General features: G+C 62.7%; 16 protein-coding genes. 10 read left to right on the forward strand and 6 right to left on the reverse strand.

The window, feature by feature from the left end; translation table 11 throughout:
• Nucleotide 1: 1 nt before the first annotated feature.
• Both aroE and AC56KZ_RS09095 read right to left on the reverse strand, forming a co-directional pair.
• Nucleotides 2–832, reverse strand: coding sequence for a shikimate dehydrogenase (gene aroE / locus AC56KZ_RS09090; protein WP_497161824.1), 831 nt, complete (start codon nt 830–832; stop codon nt 2–4).
• Complete coding sequence (locus AC56KZ_RS09095) at nt 829–1680, reverse strand: energy transducer TonB family protein (protein WP_497161825.1); 852 nt, start codon at nt 1678–1680, stop codon at nt 829–831. Before AC56KZ_RS09095 ends, aroE begins: the two co-directional genes overlap by 4 nt.
• Nucleotides 1681–1817: 137 nt before the next feature.
• On the opposite strand from AC56KZ_RS09095, the gene AC56KZ_RS09100 reads away from it, so the two are divergent.
• The 4 genes from AC56KZ_RS09100 to AC56KZ_RS09115 all read left to right on the forward strand — a co-directional run bounded on the left by AC56KZ_RS09100 (nt 1818) and on the right by AC56KZ_RS09115 (nt 6431).
• Nucleotides 1818–2171: a hypothetical protein gene (locus AC56KZ_RS09100; RefSeq protein ID WP_497161826.1), complete on the forward strand. Its 354-nt coding sequence runs from the start codon at nt 1818–1820 to the stop codon at nt 2169–2171.
• 232 nt (nt 2172–2403) lie between these two features.
• A complete protein-coding gene (locus AC56KZ_RS09105) occupies nt 2404–3645 on the forward strand; it encodes a beta-barrel domain-containing protein (RefSeq protein ID WP_497161827.1) in 1242 nt (413 codons plus the stop codon).
• Between the two features lie 39 nt (nt 3646–3684).
• The gene (locus tag AC56KZ_RS09110; protein ID WP_497161828.1) at nt 3685–4050 is read left to right on the forward strand and encodes a hypothetical protein; all 366 of its coding nucleotides are present in this window, start codon (nt 3685–3687) and stop codon (nt 4048–4050) included.
• Nucleotides 4051–4319: 269 nt separating this feature from the next.
• Nucleotides 4320–6431 (forward strand): peptidase domain-containing ABC transporter, encoded by a 2112-nt coding sequence (locus AC56KZ_RS09115; protein WP_497161829.1) that lies wholly within the window; start codon nt 4320–4322, stop codon nt 6429–6431.
• 152 nt (nt 6432–6583) lie between these two features.
• On the opposite strand, the gene AC56KZ_RS09120 is transcribed toward AC56KZ_RS09115, so the two are convergent.
• From AC56KZ_RS09120 to mpl, 4 genes are read right to left on the reverse strand one after another with little or no spacing between them, the layout of a single operon-like run.
• Complete coding sequence (locus tag AC56KZ_RS09120) at nt 6584–8629, reverse strand: ribonuclease catalytic domain-containing protein (protein WP_497161830.1); 2046 nt, start codon at nt 8627–8629, stop codon at nt 6584–6586.
• A gap of 1 nt (nt 8630) precedes the next feature.
• Nucleotides 8631–9224 (reverse strand): chorismate--pyruvate lyase family protein, encoded by a 594-nt coding sequence (locus AC56KZ_RS09125; protein ID WP_497161831.1) that lies wholly within the window; start codon nt 9222–9224, stop codon nt 8631–8633.
• Nucleotides 9221–9829 (reverse strand): YqiA/YcfP family alpha/beta fold hydrolase, encoded by a 609-nt coding sequence (locus AC56KZ_RS09130; protein ID WP_497161832.1) that lies wholly within the window; start codon nt 9827–9829, stop codon nt 9221–9223. Before AC56KZ_RS09130 ends, AC56KZ_RS09125 begins: the two co-directional genes overlap by 4 nt.
• Nucleotides 9826–11196 carry a UDP-N-acetylmuramate:L-alanyl-gamma-D-glutamyl-meso-diaminopimelate ligase gene (gene mpl / locus AC56KZ_RS09135; protein WP_497161833.1) on the reverse strand — a complete coding sequence of 457 codons (1371 nt, stop codon included), beginning with the start codon at nt 11194–11196 and terminating at the stop codon, nt 9826–9828. The genes AC56KZ_RS09130 and mpl overlap by 4 nt, the downstream gene beginning before the upstream one ends.
• 75 nt (nt 11197–11271) lie before the next feature.
• On the opposite strand from mpl, the gene AC56KZ_RS09140 reads away from it, so the two are divergent.
• The 6 genes from AC56KZ_RS09140 (at nt 11272) to prmA (ending at nt 16013) form a co-directional block, all read left to right on the forward strand.
• Entirely contained in the window at nt 11272–11904 is a 633-nt protein-coding gene (locus AC56KZ_RS09140) for a hypothetical protein (protein WP_497161834.1), read from the forward strand.
• On the forward strand, nt 11901–12455 hold the full coding sequence (locus tag AC56KZ_RS09145) for a TlpA family protein disulfide reductase (RefSeq protein WP_497161835.1): 555 nt from the start codon (nt 11901–11903) through the stop codon (nt 12453–12455). The genes AC56KZ_RS09140 and AC56KZ_RS09145 overlap by 4 nt, the downstream gene beginning before the upstream one ends.
• Nucleotides 12456–12594: 139 nt before the next feature.
• On the forward strand, nt 12595–13026 hold the full coding sequence (aroQ, locus tag AC56KZ_RS09150) for a type II 3-dehydroquinate dehydratase (RefSeq protein ID WP_497161836.1): 432 nt from the start codon (nt 12595–12597) through the stop codon (nt 13024–13026).
• 96 nt (nt 13027–13122) lie between these two features.
• Nucleotides 13123–13584, forward strand: a complete 462-nt coding sequence (gene accB / locus AC56KZ_RS09155; RefSeq protein WP_497161837.1) for an acetyl-CoA carboxylase biotin carboxyl carrier protein — start codon at nt 13123–13125, stop codon at nt 13582–13584.
• 87 nt (nt 13585–13671) lie between these two features.
• Entirely contained in the window at nt 13672–15060 is a 1389-nt protein-coding gene (accC, locus tag AC56KZ_RS09160; protein WP_497161838.1) for an acetyl-CoA carboxylase biotin carboxylase subunit, read from the forward strand.
• The gene (prmA, locus tag AC56KZ_RS09165; protein ID WP_497161839.1) at nt 15057–16013 is read left to right on the forward strand and encodes a 50S ribosomal protein L11 methyltransferase; all 957 of its coding nucleotides are present in this window, start codon (nt 15057–15059) and stop codon (nt 16011–16013) included. Before accC ends, prmA begins: the two co-directional genes overlap by 4 nt.
• Nucleotides 16014–16020: the final 7 nt, after the last annotated feature.

Consider the following 16020-nt stretch of genomic DNA (forward strand, 5'->3'; position numbering starts at 1 on the left):
GTTATTTTTTTACCCGCATCAGGTTGAAGACTTCGGAGGTGGCGGGCCGCAGGCCGCGCCAGACGGCGAAGGCCTCGGCCGCCTGTTCGACCAGCATGCCGAGGCCGTCGCGGGTGACGGCGCCGTGGGCCGCGGCAAAGCGCAGGAAAGGAGACGGGGCATCGCCGTACATGATATCCACTGCCAGCGTGCCCGCAGCGAAAGCGGTTGCCGGCACCGGCGGCAGCTCGGCCGCGAGGCTGCTCGAGGTGGCGTTGACGACGATGTCGTAGGGGCCGGCGATGTCGCCGAAGCCGCAGGCCGCGAGTTCGACATCCTGACCGCTGAAATTGTCCACCAGCGCCGCCGCCGTGGCCACGGTGCGGTTGGCCACCAGGATCGATGCCGGACGCTCCGTGATAAACGGCAGCATGATGCCGCGCGCGGCGCCTCCTGCCCCCAGCAGCAGGATGCGTTTGCCGGCCAGCGCCACGCCGGCATTGCGCACGATATCGGCCACCAGGCCGGGACCGTCCGTATTGTCGCCGACGATCTCGCCATCGATGAAGCTGAGCGTATTCACGGCGCCCGCAGCCCGCGCGCGCTCGGTCAGGCGGGTGGCCACCCTGGCAGCCTCGATCTTGAAGGGCACCGTGACGTTGGCGCCCTTGTACCCCTGGGCCACCAGCTCATGCACGGTGGCGGCAAAGCCGTCGAGGGGCGCCAGGCAGCGCACATAGCTGATCCGCTGGCCGGTCCGGGCCGCGAACACCGGGTGGATCTCGGGCGACTTGCTGTGGGCGATCGGGTTGCCGATCACGCAATACCGGTCGACACCGCCATCTACGTTCATGACTGCTCCTGCAACTGCGCTTTGAGCTTTTCCTCGCGGGTAAACGTGAAGCGGGTGATCACGATCCAGAGGTCGTCCTTGCCGACGCTGCGCATGTTTTGCGGGAAGGCGCCGAAGGGCGCGGCGCGGCGCACGATGGCAAGCGCCGCCTTGTCGAGCGCGGCGTTGCCCGACGAACGCTCGATGCGCGGGCCGCCCTCTTTCTGGTACAGCGAGCCGTCCTGGAAGACCGGAATCGACACCACCAGTTCGCCGTAGAGTTTTTTACCGTTCTGCTGAGGGAAGTTCAGCGTACCGACTTCCTCCACCTGCTTTTGCATGGCCTTGTAATACAGGGCGTAGCCGACCTGGCGCGTGCTGGGCGAAATATGGGTGCGCTTGGGGCGCTTGTTCTGGTCTTCGATGGTCTGGGTGATCTCTGCCGTCATGCGCGCGATCTGGCGCGTGGTGTCGACTTCGTCCTCGCCGGTGCGGGTCGGATCCGGCTTGTCCTTGTCGGTAACCGGGGCCGCGCTGAAGCTCGACTTCTGCACCTTGGTCAGCACGTTCTGCTGCAGCTGCTCGAGTTCGACGATGCGCTTTTGCAGGGCCTTGATGCTGTCGCCGTTGTCGATCTTGCGCAAGTCGGGCAAGGGTGACTTCGAGCGGCCCGCATCGAGCGTGCCGCCGCCTTCCAGGTTGGCCTGGGCCAGTGCGTCCGCCTTGATCGGCGCCTTGCTGTGGCGGGCGTTGACGAGGATGACTTCCAGGCCGGGGTCGGCCGGCTCGAGCTTGAAGGCGTCGGGCGCGGCAAAGCGCACGGCGAGCAGCACCGCATGCGCCGCGACCGAAGCGGCCAGAGCGATCATCAGGGGGCGGTTTTGTCGGGAATACTTCACGCGGGCGACTTGGAAGAGTTGAATCTGGGAATCCAAGCATTCTACCGTGCGAAATGGCCCAGCGGGCCGTCAATGGAAGCGTGGTGGCGCTGCGGCAACGGTGTTCAATGTTGAACACCTTGGTGTTGACGATCGTTTCAATCAAGCTGTACAACGTCGATGTTTTTGCAAATTGGCTGAACGGGGAAATCGGGCAGCTACTCAAGCGCATCGATGCTGCAAAGCCGCGGGCGCACAGTCGATGGTACGCCTCACGGGGGCACATCGCCGCGCTGCGGACTGGCGCCACCAGCGAATGGCAGGCCGCCCGGTACTCTTCCGATATCGGTAAGCTACTCCTTCGCGTCGTTAAAGATCAGCACTTCGATCTCCTAAATTCATTTTCTCGCGAAAAATGCGATGTTTTTCGCCTTAGTGCTACGTCAGTGGAACGGTTGAGTATCCACAAACGACCTCTGTAACGTGCGACCAAACTAAGCTAGCTGGCCTCAGACCACGCGACGTCGGGTCGGCGTCCTTAGCGGCTTCGCCCTACCGCATCGCCATGTCGCTCCCGGCCTGTTAGTGGGCGACCGGACCGGCAGCGAATCGAATCAGTCGGTCCGGCCCTGCTGCGTGGGCTAAGTTCTCTTAATCGGCCACTCGTGCCGCCGCGACAAGCGTGGGGCCGGTCCAATGCTCTGATAGCCAACCATGACTACGCAACCCGATAGCGCTCTGTTCCGCCAGCAAGCACTTGATGCGCATGGCACGCACTCAATCGGCGCGATTGTTCTCGCTCAGCCCGTGCCGCTACGGGTTGCTGTCTGGATCGCGGCGGCAATCGCACTTGCTACCGCCCTTTTGCTGACCTTCGCCGAGTACACGCGCAAGGTCCGCGTAACCGGAACCCTCGCCCCTACGGCCGGAAGCGTTCGCGTGGTGGCGCCGCAGTTTGTACGTGTGGTTCGCCTCTTCGTGAGGGACGATCAACGCGTTGACGCTGGCCAACCTCTACTAGAGCTTAGCGCGGAGCGTGATGGCAGCGCTGGTTCCCTGGACGGCGAGATCGGGGGCCTTCTGGCAACGCGGCTGCGCGAGCGTGAGCAGACAGGCCAATTGCAGGTCGACGAGTTGCAGCAGCGCGAAGCTATGCTGGCGCAGCAGCATGGCTCCCTCGAAGCCGAGGTGGCATCAAGGCGGCGCGCGCTCGTTCAGCAGGGCCAACTGGTCCAGAATGCACGGGATAAAGAACGACGCTACCGCGGTTTGGCCAAGCAAGGCTTCGTGTCAGCTGCGTCCATGAGCGATGTTTCGGCAGAGCTAAGCGCTCAGTTGGCGAGGCGCGAAGAATTCGCGAGCAACCTGCTAATGATCGAACGTCAGTGGGTCGCTGCCATAGACGAGTCACGTAGCATCAAGGTGAAGCTCAAGCAGATCGCCAGCCTCGCCCGGCAGGACGTTGCAGGGCTGCGGCAGGAAGCGGCGGAACACGCCGGCCGCACACGCATTCGGGTCAAGGCGCCGATCGCTGGCACTGTGACCGCCCTCGCGCCCGACACTGGACAGACCGTCAACGCTGGAAGCGCGTTGGTGACCATCCTTCCGACTGGAAGCGTATTGGAGGCACGTCTAATGATCCCTGCGCGCGCAATCGCGTTTGTCGAGCAGGGCCAGCAGGTGCGCATGCGTTTGGAAGGCCTGCCCTATCAAAAATTTGGCCCGGTGTTCGGGGTAGTCAAGCACATTGATCGCAGCCCGACCGCTAGTAGCGATGCGGGCGTGCAGTATAGAGTGACTGTACGGCTGTCCCGGCAGTCCGCCACCCTGTATGGAAAAGAGAAGCCGTTCACGGATGGGATGCCGTTAGAAGCAGACATCCTACAAGATCGCCGGCGCCTGATCGAGTGGTTGATTGACCCCTTGATCGCCGCCGTCAAGGGCCGCACGCAGTAACTGCGGCGGCATTTTTTCGGTGTTCTAACCAAGGAGTGCATGATGCGTAGCTTGGATATGAATCAACTTGTTCTTGTAGCTGGCGGGGGGCCTAACGTGACCGAAGCAATGACAATCGGGGCTGGCGTCGGCGCCGGTCTCGGCGCAAATGCTGCGCTCGGTCTTAGCGGCGGCAGCCTTGCGGGGCTCGCTGCGGTTTCTGGTCCTGCAGTCGCGATAACTGTTGGCAGCGCAGCGGTCGGCGGCATAGTCGCCGCTGGCTATGCTGGCTATATGGTAGGGACGGCCATCAATAACAACATGCCAGACGAGTGGCGCAAGGCGATCGGCAAGGGAATCGACGGCGCTATCGAGGGCATAAAGGACATTGCAAAGGCCATCGATGAGCTGTTCAACAATGGCTAAGACACCGAAAGCGGCTTCGCTGCTAATGCTCTGGGGGGCGGTCGGTGTCGTGATTGGCTTGGTTCTTTCCCTGGGCGCAGTCTGGATAATCACCGGCGAGTTACCCCTGCCATTCTTGCTCGTGATTGTTTTCGTCGGCGTGCCAGGCACGTTGTGGTACCTGTGGACCCACCGTGCACCCGACAACGCTCGCTTTATACCCAAGTAATCCGAGTGTCGCCCGCCCTCGCTATGGGCGGGTCTTTCTTCTTTTTACTGCCGGGTGCCCAATGCTCGACCTACCACTTGAATTCGGCCGGCGTAAGGTGCCGGTTATTCTCCAGTCCGAGGCAGCTGAATGCGGCCTTGCCTGTCTCGCAATGGTTGCATCGTATCGTGGCTTTCGGACTGACCTGACAGCGCTACGCCAGCGGTTCACTCTTTCGCTCAAGGGGCTGACGATGCACGACATCGCTCGTTCGGCAGAACAACTGCAGCTGCTCGCGCGTCCGTTCAAGCTTGAAGTTGATGAACTCCGGAAGCTGCAAACGCCGTGCATCTTGCACTGGCAGATGGACCACTTCGTCGTCCTGGTCAAAGCGGACGCCAAAGGGATCTTGATTCACGACCCGGCTGTCGGCGTATGCAGGCTACCGTATTCTGGGGTTGGCCCACTATTTTCCGGTATTGCACTGGAGCTGGTGCCGGGCCCGGACTTCGCTGAGGTAGACCTACGCCGGCGCATTCGGCTCGGCACGCTGATCGGCACCGTTCGTGGCCTCGGGCCGATGTTGGCCAGGATATTCGTGCTTGCCTTCGCACTAGAAATTGTCGGAGTGCTGATGCCGCTGCTGAACCAGTGGATCACTGATGAGGCACTTACGTCCGGCGATCGCGACATGCTCAACGTATTCGCAATCGCCTCACTGCTTCTGATGGTGACGCAAGCAGCGCTGTCACAAGGGCGGGGATGGTCGTTAATGTACCTGTCCACGCACATGGGGCTGCAGTGGAATGCGAACATATTTTCCCACATGCTCCGTCTACCAATGCCTTGGTTCGAGACGCGGCACTTGGGCGACATCGTGTCGCGCTTTGGTGCGGCCGGGGCCATTCAGCAAAAGCTCACTAGCGGCTTTATCGCCGGCATTCTTGACGGAATCATGGCGGTGGCTACTCTCATGCTGATGCTGACCTACAGTAAGGCGATGACGGCCGTGGTGGTTACGGCAGTGCTCGCGTACGCGGCGCTGCGGGCCGGTTCGTACAGTATGTTACGTGTGGCGAGCCTGGAAGGAATGATGCTCGCTGCAAAGGAGCAGAGCTGCTTCATGGAGTCCGTGCGGGCGATACAGGCAATTAAGTTGTCGGGGCGCGAGCTCGACCGCCGCATGCGGTGGCAGAACCTTTCAGTTGAAGCTGTCAACCGCGCGATTCGTACGCAAAAGTTAAACCTCATATTCGGCAACATGAATTTAGTTGTGAGTGGCATTGCCGGCGTGGTCCTGTTCCGGATCGGCGCTGGAATGGTCATGGACGGCAAAGGGGCATTCACGATCGGAATGCTGGTGGCGTTCGCGTCCTACAGTGCGCAGTTCGGGGCACGAATGCGTGCTTTGATCGACAACTTAATTGAGTTCCGCATGCTTTCCCTGCACTGCGAGCGGCTGGCCGACATCGTGCTTGAGTCGCCTGAGCCAGAGGGGCCAGACTACGCTGGGATCGCCGACCTGCCGCCGCGTATCGAACTAATCGACGTGAGCTTCCGCTACAGCGACAACTCTCCCTGGGTGCTTCGCCAAGTGAATCTGACGATTGAGCCTGGCGAGTCGCTGGCCCTGGTGGGAGGATCAGGCGGAGGCAAAACCACGCTAATCAAAATCATCCTCGGCGGATTGACCCCGAGCGAAGGCGAGGTGCGCTATGGCGGCGTACCCATACGCCAGCTTGGGACCCGCGCCTACCGCTCGGTCTTAGGTACGGTGATGCAGGACGACCAGTTGCTGGCCGGCTCACTGCGAGACAACATCAGCTTTTTCGATAATGCACCGAATATCCGGAATGTCGAGCTATGCGCGAAGCTAGCCGCAATTCATGCTGACATCGAGACGATGCCAATGTGCTACAACACCCTGGTTGGCGACATGGGGACGGCGCTGTCTGGAGGCCAGAAACAACGCCTCTTACTGGCACGAGCGTTGTACAAGCGCCCGAAAGTGCTGATACTCGACGAGGCGACGAGTAGCCTTGATATCGCGCTTGAACGCCAGGTGAACGCTGGGGTAGCGTGCATGAAGGTTACCAGGATCATCGTAGCGCACCGCCCTGAAACAATTCGCTCCGCGCACCGTGTCGTAGCGCTGGTCGACGGCGCCATCGTACCGGCATCCGCCATGGTCTAGTGCGATGCAGTTGGCGATCGGTAAGGTTGGTACTCGTCACCACGCTGTACAGGCGCGTTCTTTGGCTGCGAGATGTAACCGGGTGACATTGTTGCAACCGCCGTACTGCGTGGGCTCAAGAGCGGTTCGCCTCCCGGCCCACCTACGCACAGCTACGAACTTGCCGGGGCCGGGTCATCGGTACTCACCGCCGCCACGGCGCCTTCGGCTTCGACGACCTCTTCCACCGCTGCTTCGCCAGCATCGCCCCCAGCACCCTCTTCTTCTTCCTCGAACCCCAGCTCCTCGCCCGGCGCCGCCGCCACTTCCAGCAAACGCGCTTCCAGCGACAGGTCGACTTCGTCCCAGCGCACGATGTCGAGTTTGACTTGCGCGCCGCGCGCCACCGGCGGCATGCCGGACAGGCGGATCACCAGCGGCACGTCGTTCAGGCGCAGCACGTCGTCCTTCAGCACCACGGCCTCGACCTGCCTGGCGTCTTCCTGGCCCAGCCAGCGCAGGCACCAGTAGCGTTCCATCGTCTGCTGGTGTTCGTTATAGGCCGCGTAGGCGGCGTCGAATGCCGAGACGATCGAGAACAGGGTCGCGTCGCGCGGCTTGAACGGGGCCACCAGGGGCGCGGTCACGCCATGTTCGGCGCAGGCGATGATCTGCCACTGGTTGACCAGGTCCGTATAGCGGCGCAGCGGCGAAGTGCTCCAGGCGTACTGGTCGACACCGAGGCCCTGGTGCGGGGCGGCGTGCGTGACCATCCGCACCTGCATCTTGGCAGCCCAGCCGGCGCCGCTGCCGGCGCCTTGCGAGCGGTAGATGCCGGGCACGCCCGAGTCGTGCAGGAGTTTGCCCCAGGTGCTGTTCGCAAAAATCATCAGCTCGGCGACGATCTTGTCGAGCGGCGCGCCGCGTTTTCTGCGCACGATCGAGACCACGTCGTCGTCGACATAGAAATTGAAGTCGACGCGGTTGCCCTGCTCGGGTTTCAGGCCAAAGGCTTCGCGCTTTTGCATGCGCCCCGCTTCGAGCGTGAGGGCCCACTTCCACAGCAGCGCCAGTTCCGCCTTGTGCGGATACTCGCCTTCGCCGCTTTCAAGGGTTTCCTCGTTCACCAGCGCGTCGAGGTCGTTGTGACGCAGGTTGCTCTTGATCGGCACCAGCTCGGCGCGGGTGGTGGTCGAGATGGTCGACCAGTCGCGCGTGTCGATCGTCGCGTACAGCGACAGCGCCGGGCAGGTCGTGCCCTCAGCCAGCGTGAAGGCGTTCACCACGGCGTCCGGCAGCATCGTGATTTTATCGCCGGGCATGTACACGGTCGACATGCGGCTGCGCGCGATGCGGTCGATGGCGTCGTCCGGCTTGATCGCCAGGCCCGGCGCGGCAATGTGGATGCCGACGCGCACCTTGCCGTCTTCCAGCTGCTCGACCGAGAAGGCGTCGTCGATTTCGGTGGTGGTCACGTCGTCGATCGAGAAGGCGGCCACGTTCGCCAGCGGCAGCACCGTCGGCGCGGCCGGCACCTCGACCGGCCCGAAACCGGCGCCGCGCGGGAAGTGCTCGAACAGGAAGCGCCCCATGTGCAGGTCGCGCGGCGAGGCGATGCCTTTGGCGGCCAGCATCAGGCGCGCCTCGGTCGTCTTGAGTTCGTCGGCGGCGGCGGCCAGGGCCTTGTATTCAATGGTGTTCTTGTCCGGCTTGAACAGCAGCTGGGCGACCATCGCCTGCATCGTGTCCGGCAGCGTGCCGGCCTTGAGTTGCTCGACATAGGCGGCCTGCACCAGTGCCTGCTGCTTCTTCTTTTCGATGCCGGCTTGCGCGGCGCGCAGCGATTGTTCGGGCGCGGCCTTGTAGCGTCCGCGACCCTTCTTGTAGAAATAGATCGGCGCATTGTGCAGCGCCAGCACCAGGCCCGCCGCTTCCGCCGGCAGCGGTGCATGACCAAAATATTCGGCGCCCAGTTCGGCGAAGCCGAATTCCTCCTGGCCCGCCACTTCCCACAGGAAGTCGAGGTCGACCTCGGCGGCGATGGATTTGGCGGCATCGAGCAGCACGTCCGGGGCAGGCTTTTCGAACTGCAGGAGCACGTCCTTGGTCTTGACCTTGGTGCGCTTGCCGCTCGACAGTTCAACGTGATAGGCCTCGCCAGCCTGGGACATCATCGAGCCGACCTTGAAGTCGCCGGATTCTTCAAAAAATAGATTCATCTTATTTCGCGTTCTTGATTGTTGCGCCTGGAAGGTCCAGCACCGCCGGCAAGAATACCTCGGTGACCATCAACAGGCCTTGTCGGCGGCGGTAGACACAGCGCCGCGCATGGAAAATTTGTCCGTCCAGCCGGGCACCCGACCCAATGCCCAGTGCGGCCCGCAGGCGCGCCACCAGCGGGTGGCCTGCACGCAGCCGGGCAAACTCCAGCGCTCCGCGCGTGACCAGCGGATCATAAAACAGGGTCGTGCCGAGCGAACGTTCGCCCAGCGCGGAAAACAGCGGCCAGTCGCTGGCAGTGGCCGACATCGGCACGACGGTGTGGCCGAAGACCACCGGCCTGCCGTCGCAACACAGCAATACTTCGCGCTCCCAGACATGTTCGCGCCGCGGCAGGCCGATCGCGGCCGCTTCCTCGAGCGAACAGACCGCCACCTTCTGGTGCAGGCGTTTTACACGAAACACCTCGCTGCTGCCGGTCAGGCGCGCCGTCAGCGATCCCTTCGTCGCCAGCCAGTCGCGCGTCAAGGCATCGGCCCCGACGGCGTCGGCATGACCGTGCCATCTGGCCAGCCGCAGCGACTGCCCCCTCACCCTGCCATGCCTGTCTGCGCCGTTTTCAGCCACTCGCCGTGGGGCTGGCAAAACGCCAGTACCTCGTCCACATACTGCGGGAATTCGGAAATCGCGTGGTCGCTGCCGTCGATCACATGCTGGCGCGCGCCCGGGTAGTGGGCGACCATGTCGCGGTAGTCCAGGACTTCGTCGCCGGTGGCGGCGACCAGGAAATAACGCTCGGGCCGCGTAATGCGCGCCACTTTCAGCGCGGCCAGCTCGTCGACGTAGTCGCGGCGGAATTCGAAGGGTTCATCCGAGTGCCAGCCGGTGGTGATGCCGACGTGCTTGTCCAGGCTGCTGCAAGGGTCGACCGCCGGATTGAGCAGCACGGCGCGCGCGCCCAGGCGCTCGGCCAGCCAGGTCGCATAGAAGCCGCCCAGCGAGGAGCCGATGATCGCCAGGTTTTCCGGCGCATGGCGCCCGGCCAGCAGCAGGGCCAGCTCCATCGCCGCTTTCGGCGAGCTTGGCAGCTGCGGGCAGATCAGGTCGTTGGCGCGTCCGGCAGCCGTCATCCGCTCGTGCACCACGCGCGCCTTGAACGAGCGCGGGGACGAGCGGAAGCCGTGCAAGTACAAAATCATTTCGCCAGCGCCTCGAGCAGCTTCTGGTGCACGCCGCCGAAGCCGCCATTGCTCATCACGAGGATATGGTCGCCCGGCTGGGCGGCTTGCATGATTGCCTGCACCATGTAGTCGATCTGGTCGAAGCTGTGGGCGATCGTGCCCAGCGGTTTCAGGGCATCGGCCAGCGACCAGCCCAGCGCCTGCTGGCTGCCGAAGCCGAACACCAGGTCCGCATCCTTCAGGCTGCCCGGCAGCGCGTCTTTCATGGCGCCCAGCTTCATCGTGTTCGAGCGCGGCTCGAGGACGGCGAGGATGCGGCCATTGGTGCCGATGCGCTGGCGCAGGCCGCCGACGGTGGTGGAGATCGCGGTCGGGTGATGCGCGAAATCGTCATACACGGTGATGTTGTTGACGACGCCGCGCACTTCCATGCGGCGCTTGACGCTCTGGAAGCGCGCCAGCGAATCGATCGCCTGGGCCACCGGCACGCCGACGTGGCGCGCGGCGGCGATCGCGGCCAGCGCGTTCGTGCGGTTGTGCTTGCCGGTCAGCTCCCAGTGCACGGTGCCTTGCTGTTCACCGTCGAAGATGACGTCGAAGCTGGCGCCGCCCGGATGCTCGACCATGGCCCAGTTGACGCCGTCGGAGACGCCGAAGCTTTCCTTCTCGCTCCAGCAGCCGCGCTTGAGGACGCGGCTGATGGACGCTTCGTCGCCGTTGACGATCAGCCGGCCCACGCCCGGCACGGTGCGCACCAGGTGGTGGAACTGGGTCTCGATGGCGCCGATGTCCGGGAAGATGTCGGCGTGGTCGAATTCCAGGTTGTTCAGCACGGCCGTCTTGGCGTGGTAGTGCACGAACTTGGAACGCTTGTCGAAGAAGGCGGTGTCGTATTCGTCCGCTTCGATGACGAAGAAGTCGGAATCGGTGGCGCCCGACAGGCGCGCCGAAATACCGAAGTTCATCGGTACGCCGCCGATCAGGAAGCCGGGCGCATAGCCGGCGTCTTCCAGGATCCAGGCCAGCATCGACGAGGTCGTGGTCTTGCCATGCGTGCCGGCCACGGCCAGTACCCATTTTTCGCGCAGAATATGTTCGCCAATCCACTGCGGGCCGGACATATATGGCAAGCCGCGGTTCAGGATTTCCTCGATCAGCGGATTGCCGCGGGTCATGACGTTACCGACGACGTACAGGTCGGGCTCCAGCGACACCTGTTCCGGCCCGTAGCCCTGGATCAGTTCGATGCCCTGGGCTTCGAGCTGGGTGCTCATCGGGGGATAGACGTTGGCGTCGCAACCGGTCACCCGGTGGCCGGCTTCTTTTGCCAGGACCGCGAGGCCGCCCATGAAGGTGCCGCAAATGCCGAGGATGTGAATGTGCATGATCGAGAAGAAGGTTGCGAATACGCGATTCTACCCGACGCCATGCCGTTTTTAGTTCAGAGTATGATCGAGGTCATGATGCCAACACAGAATCTTGACCTTCAGCAGTTGCGCGCCCAGATCGCCGCAACTGCCGCGCGGATGATCGCGCAGGACGGCGCCGACTACGCCACGGCGCGCAGGAAAGCGGCGCGCCAGGTGCTCGGCGTGGACCAGCCCCAGCCCAACCTGATGCCCGACAACGGCGAGATCGAGGACGAACTGCGCCGCTACCAGGCCTTGTTCGGCGGCCCCGCGCAAGTCGAGCGCGTACAGGTGCTGCGCACCAGGGCGCTGGAAGTCATGGATGCGCTGGCCGAGTTCAATCCCTACCTCACTGGCGCCGTGCTCAACGGCACTGCCGGCGAGCACGACGACATCCATCTGCAATTGTTCGCCGACAGCGCCAAGGAAGTCGAGATCTTCCTCCTCAACCGCAATGTCACCATCGATATTTCGGAAACCCCGCATTTCAAGGGCGCACGCCATGAGCCGGTTGAAACGGTGAGCTTCCTGTGGCATAAGGAAGCGGTGCATGCCGAGTTGTACGAGTTTCATGATTTACGCGGCGCACTCAAACCACGGGGCGACGGCCGCCTGCAGCGCGTCGATGCTGCCGGCCTGCGCGCCCTGATGGCTACCGATCAATCCCTGGAACAAGACGAATGAACAAGAAAAGAGTAATTGCCATCGCGATGGTGGCTGTAGTTTTTGGCGCGCTTGGCGCCGTATTCGGCAGCAAAACACGGGAGGCGGCGCCGCTGACCACCGAAATCAAGCCGACCGGAGGGCCTGCCCACACCGCTTCCACTAATCTATATGCGCAAACCCTGAACGACCTGTCCGGCAAGCCGCAGGCGCTGGCCCAGTGGAAGGGCAAGGCGCTCCTGGTAAATTTCTGGGCGACCTGGTGCGGCCCTTGTGTGCAGGAAATGCCGGAATTGTCGGCGCTGGCGAATGAGGAGGCTGGCAAGCGCTTCAACGTGGTCGGGGTCGGCATCGACTCGCCAACTGCGATGGCCGAGTTTGCCACCAAGCACAACATCAAGTACCCGCTGTACGTGGGCGGCATGGGCGGCACCGAACTGTCGCGCGAGTTCGGCAACCCGAGTGGCGGCCTGCCCTTCACGGTACTGATCGATGCCAACGGGCAAGTCAAAAAGACTTACCTCGGCAAGCTGAAATTCGACGAACTGAAGGCCGATTTGGCAAGCCTGTAAGGCGAAAAGGCGGGTGCGAACGGTCGTTCTTTTCCGAGCGCCGCGCATGTCCGTGTTATCCCCAGAGAATTTTATCGCTTGCCAATAAGCGATGTTGGCGGCAAAATGCGTCACTTTCGAGCATATACTCTAGAAACTAATGGCGAAAAAGCTACTGCTGCTTAACGGTCCCAATCTGAACCTGCTGGGGACCCGAGAGCCTGCGGTGTATGGCGCGACCACGCTGGCCGACATCGAAACTGCCGCCCAGGCCCAGGCTGCGGCGGCAGGCAGTTCAATTGCTTGTTTCCAGAGTAACCACGAAGGTGCGCTGATCGACCGCATCCATGCCGCTTGCGAGGAAGGCATCGATGGGATCGTCATCAACCCGGGCGGACTGACCCACACCAGCGTGGCGCTACGCGATGCGCTGGCCGCGGTGGCGATCCCGTTTATTGAAGTACATATCTCGAATATTTACGGGCGCGAAGCCTTCCGTCACCATTCTTTCCTGTCGGCCATTGCCCGCGGCACGATTAGCGGGCTGGGCGTTGACGGATACCGGTTTGCCATCGACTTCGTGCTTAAATAGCTTTAATCTACGTCAACTTCATGCATCATGCGCAGCGGAGCCCTCTCCCGGGCTCCGCTGTTTTAATCTCCACACAATAATTCCAAGGGGTTTCACATGGATCTACGTAAACTCAAGACTTTGATTGACCTGGTCGCCGAATCGGACATCGCCGAACTCGAAGTGACCGAAGGCGAAAGCAAGGTTCGCATCGTCAAGTCGTCCGCTACGCCCCAAGGCCAGATGGTCATGATGCCGTCGAACGGCATGCAGCAGTTCTCGGCGCAACAGGCGCCAGCGGCTGCGCCGGCAGCGGCGGCCCCCGTCGTTCCGGCCGAGCCGACTGGCCACGTGATCAAGTCGCCGATGGTCGGCACCTTCTACCGTTCGTCCGCTCCGGGCGCCGCCGCGTTCGTTGAAGTCGGTACCAGCATCAAGGAAGGCGACACCCTCTGCATCATCGAGGCGATGAAGCTCCTGAACGAAATCGATGCTGAAGTGTCTGGCGTCGTGACCAAGATCATGGTGGAAAATGGTCAACCGGTCGAGTTCGGCCAGCCGCTGTTCGTGATCGGCTAAGTAGCGTCTCCGGTCGCGCCCTTCGCGGCCTTGATCCGAACCCAAGCCGGCGCACGACGCCGGCACTCTCACAGAACAAGCCTAACCATGTTTGAAAAAATTCTTATCGCCAATCGTGGTGAAATCGCGCTGCGTATCCAGCGCGCCTGCCGCGAAATGGGTATCAAGACGGTGGTCGTGCACTCGGAAGCCGACAAGGACGCCAAGTATGTGAAGCTGGCCGACGAGTCCGTCTGTATCGGGCCGGCGCAGTCCTCGCTGAGCTACCTGAACATGCCGGCGATCATCAGCGCCGCCGAAGTGACCGATGCCGAAGCCATTCACCCGGGCTACGGCTTCCTGTCGGAAAACGCCGACTTCGCCGAGCGCGTGGAAAAATCGGGCTTCGTCTTCATCGGCCCGCGTTCCGATTCGATCCGCTTGATGGGCGACAAGGTCTCGGCCAAGCAGGCCATGATCCGTAGCGGCGTGCCCTGCGTGCCGGGTTCCGAAGGCGCCCTCACGGACGATCCGAAAGAAATCATCCAGACCGCCCGCAAGGTCGGCTATCCGGTCATCATCAAGGCGGCCGGCGGCGGCGGCGGACGCGGCATGCGCGTGGTGCATACCGAAGCGGCCCTGCTCAATGCCGTGCAGATGACCAAGACCGAAGCCGGTTCCGCCTTCGGCAATCCGGAAGTCTATATGGAGAAGTACCTGGAAAATCCGCGCCACGTGGAAATCCAGATCCTCGCCGACGAACACCGCAACGCCGTCTGGCTGGGCGAGCGCGACTGCTCGATGCAGCGCCGCCACCAGAAGGTGATCGAGGAAGCACCGGCGCCGGGCATCCCGCGCAAACTGATCGAAAAGATCGGCGACCGCTGCGCCGAGGCTTGCCGCAAGATCGGCTACCGCGGCGCCGGCACCTTCGAGTTCCTGTATGAAAACGGCGAGTTCTATTTCATCGAGATGAATACGCGCGTGCAGGTCGAGCATCCGGTCACCGAAATGATCACCGGCATCGACATCGTGCAGGAACAGATCCGCATCGCCGCCGGCGAGAAGCTGCGCTTCAAGCAGCGCGACATCATGCTGGCCGGCCACGCGATCGAATGCCGCATCAATGCGGAAGACCCGTTCAAGTTCACGCCCTCCCCTGGCCGCATCACCGGCTGGCACCCGCCGGGCGGCCCCGGCATCCGTGTCGATTCGCACTCGTATGCGGGATATTATGTTCCACCTCATTACGACTCGATGATTGGCAAGGTAATTTCCTACGGTGCAACGCGTGACCAGGCCATCCGCCGCATGCAGATTGCGCTCTCCGAAATGGTGGTGGAAGGTATCCTGACCAACATCCAGCTGCACCGCGAGCTGATGGTCGACGCCCGTTTCATCGAAGGCGGCACCAACATCCACTACCTCGAGCAAAAGCTGGCCAACCGCCCCGACACGAAAGTGGTCGTGGCACCGGAAAACAAGGCAGACGCATGAGCTGGACAGAAGTCGTCATCGAAATCGCACGCGAACACGCCGAAGGCCTGTCGGACGCCTTGATGGAAGCGGGCGCGCTGTCGGTCTCGGTCGAAGACGCCGATGAAGGCACGGACCAGGAAAAGCCGCTGTTCGGCGAGCCGGGCATGGAGCCGACGCAAAACGCCTGGGACCACAGCCGCGTGGTGGCATTGACCGATGTCGACGATGACCAGATGGTCATCGTCTCCGAGGCCGCGGCCGCCATCGGCCTGGCCGAAGTACCCAGCTTCACCACGCGCGACGTGGCCGACGCCGACTGGGTGCGCCTGACCCAGTCGCAATTTGCGCCCATCCACATCGGCAAGAACATCTGGGTCGTGCCGAGCTGGCACGAAGCACCCGATCCGACCGGCCTGATCCTCGAACTCGATCCGGGCCTGGCTTTCGGCACCGGCAGCCATCCGACCACGCGCCTGTGCATGGAGTGGCTGGAGGCCCATCCGGCGCCGGGCAAGTCGGTACTGGACTACGGTTGCGGTTCCGGCATCCTGGCGATGGTCGCCAAGAAGCTCGGCGCCTTGGATGTCACCGGCGTCGACATCGACCCGCAGGCGATCGAATCGGCGCGCGACAACGCCGCGCGCAATGCCTGCGACATCACCTTTTATGGTCCGAACGAACTGGCTGCATCGGCCAACGAAAGCCATGCGACAGGCAAGTTCGATATCGTCGTGGCCAACATCCTGTCGAGCCCATTGAAGCTGATGGCGCCGATGTTGTCCGGCCGCGTGGCGCCAGGCGGTTCGCTGGTGCTGTCGGGCGTGCTGGCGCGCCAGGCCGAGGAAGTGGCCGCCGCTTACGCATCGTTCATCAAGCTGGGCGTCTGGGCCGAGCAAGACGGCTGGGTTGCCCTCCACGGCACGCTCGGCCAGGATAGCGAACCGGCCGCGCGCTCCTCTACCGCCCCCTAACAGGAGT

This window comes from Telluria sp. LT2P34, from assembly GCF_059685915.1.

Bases quoted from the DNA above. Each gene is read 5' to 3' on its own strand.
- AC56KZ_RS09120 (WP_497161830.1), bottom strand. From the start codon at position 8,629: ATGAATCTATTTTTTGAAGAATCCGGCGACTTCAAGGTCGGCTCGATG.
- accB (WP_497161837.1), top strand. From the start codon at position 13,123: ATGGATCTACGTAAACTCAAGACTTTGATTGACCTGGTCGCCGAATCG.
- AC56KZ_RS09105 (WP_497161827.1), top strand. From the start codon at position 2,404: ATGACTACGCAACCCGATAGCGCTCTGTTCCGCCAGCAAGCACTTGAT.
- AC56KZ_RS09100 (WP_497161826.1), top strand. From the start codon at position 1,818: ATGTTGAACACCTTGGTGTTGACGATCGTTTCAATCAAGCTGTACAAC.
- aroQ (WP_497161836.1), top strand. From the start codon at position 12,595: ATGGCGAAAAAGCTACTGCTGCTTAACGGTCCCAATCTGAACCTGCTG.
- accC (WP_497161838.1), top strand. From the start codon at position 13,672: ATGTTTGAAAAAATTCTTATCGCCAATCGTGGTGAAATCGCGCTGCGT.
- AC56KZ_RS09145 (WP_497161835.1), top strand. From the start codon at position 11,901: ATGAACAAGAAAAGAGTAATTGCCATCGCGATGGTGGCTGTAGTTTTT.
- aroE (WP_497161824.1), bottom strand. From the start codon at position 832: ATGAACGTAGATGGCGGTGTCGACCGGTATTGCGTGATCGGCAACCCG.
- AC56KZ_RS09110 (WP_497161828.1), top strand. From the start codon at position 3,685: ATGATGCGTAGCTTGGATATGAATCAACTTGTTCTTGTAGCTGGCGGG.
- AC56KZ_RS09140 (WP_497161834.1), top strand. From the start codon at position 11,272: ATGATGCCAACACAGAATCTTGACCTTCAGCAGTTGCGCGCCCAGATC.
- AC56KZ_RS09095 (WP_497161825.1), bottom strand. From the start codon at position 1,680: ATGATCGCTCTGGCCGCTTCGGTCGCGGCGCATGCGGTGCTGCTCGCC.
- AC56KZ_RS09115 (WP_497161829.1), top strand. From the start codon at position 4,320: ATGCTCGACCTACCACTTGAATTCGGCCGGCGTAAGGTGCCGGTTATT.
- mpl (WP_497161833.1), bottom strand. From the start codon at position 11,196: ATGCACATTCACATCCTCGGCATTTGCGGCACCTTCATGGGCGGCCTC.
- prmA (WP_497161839.1), top strand. From the start codon at position 15,057: ATGAGCTGGACAGAAGTCGTCATCGAAATCGCACGCGAACACGCCGAA.
- AC56KZ_RS09130 (WP_497161832.1), bottom strand. From the start codon at position 9,829: ATGATTTTGTACTTGCACGGCTTCCGCTCGTCCCCGCGCTCGTTCAAG.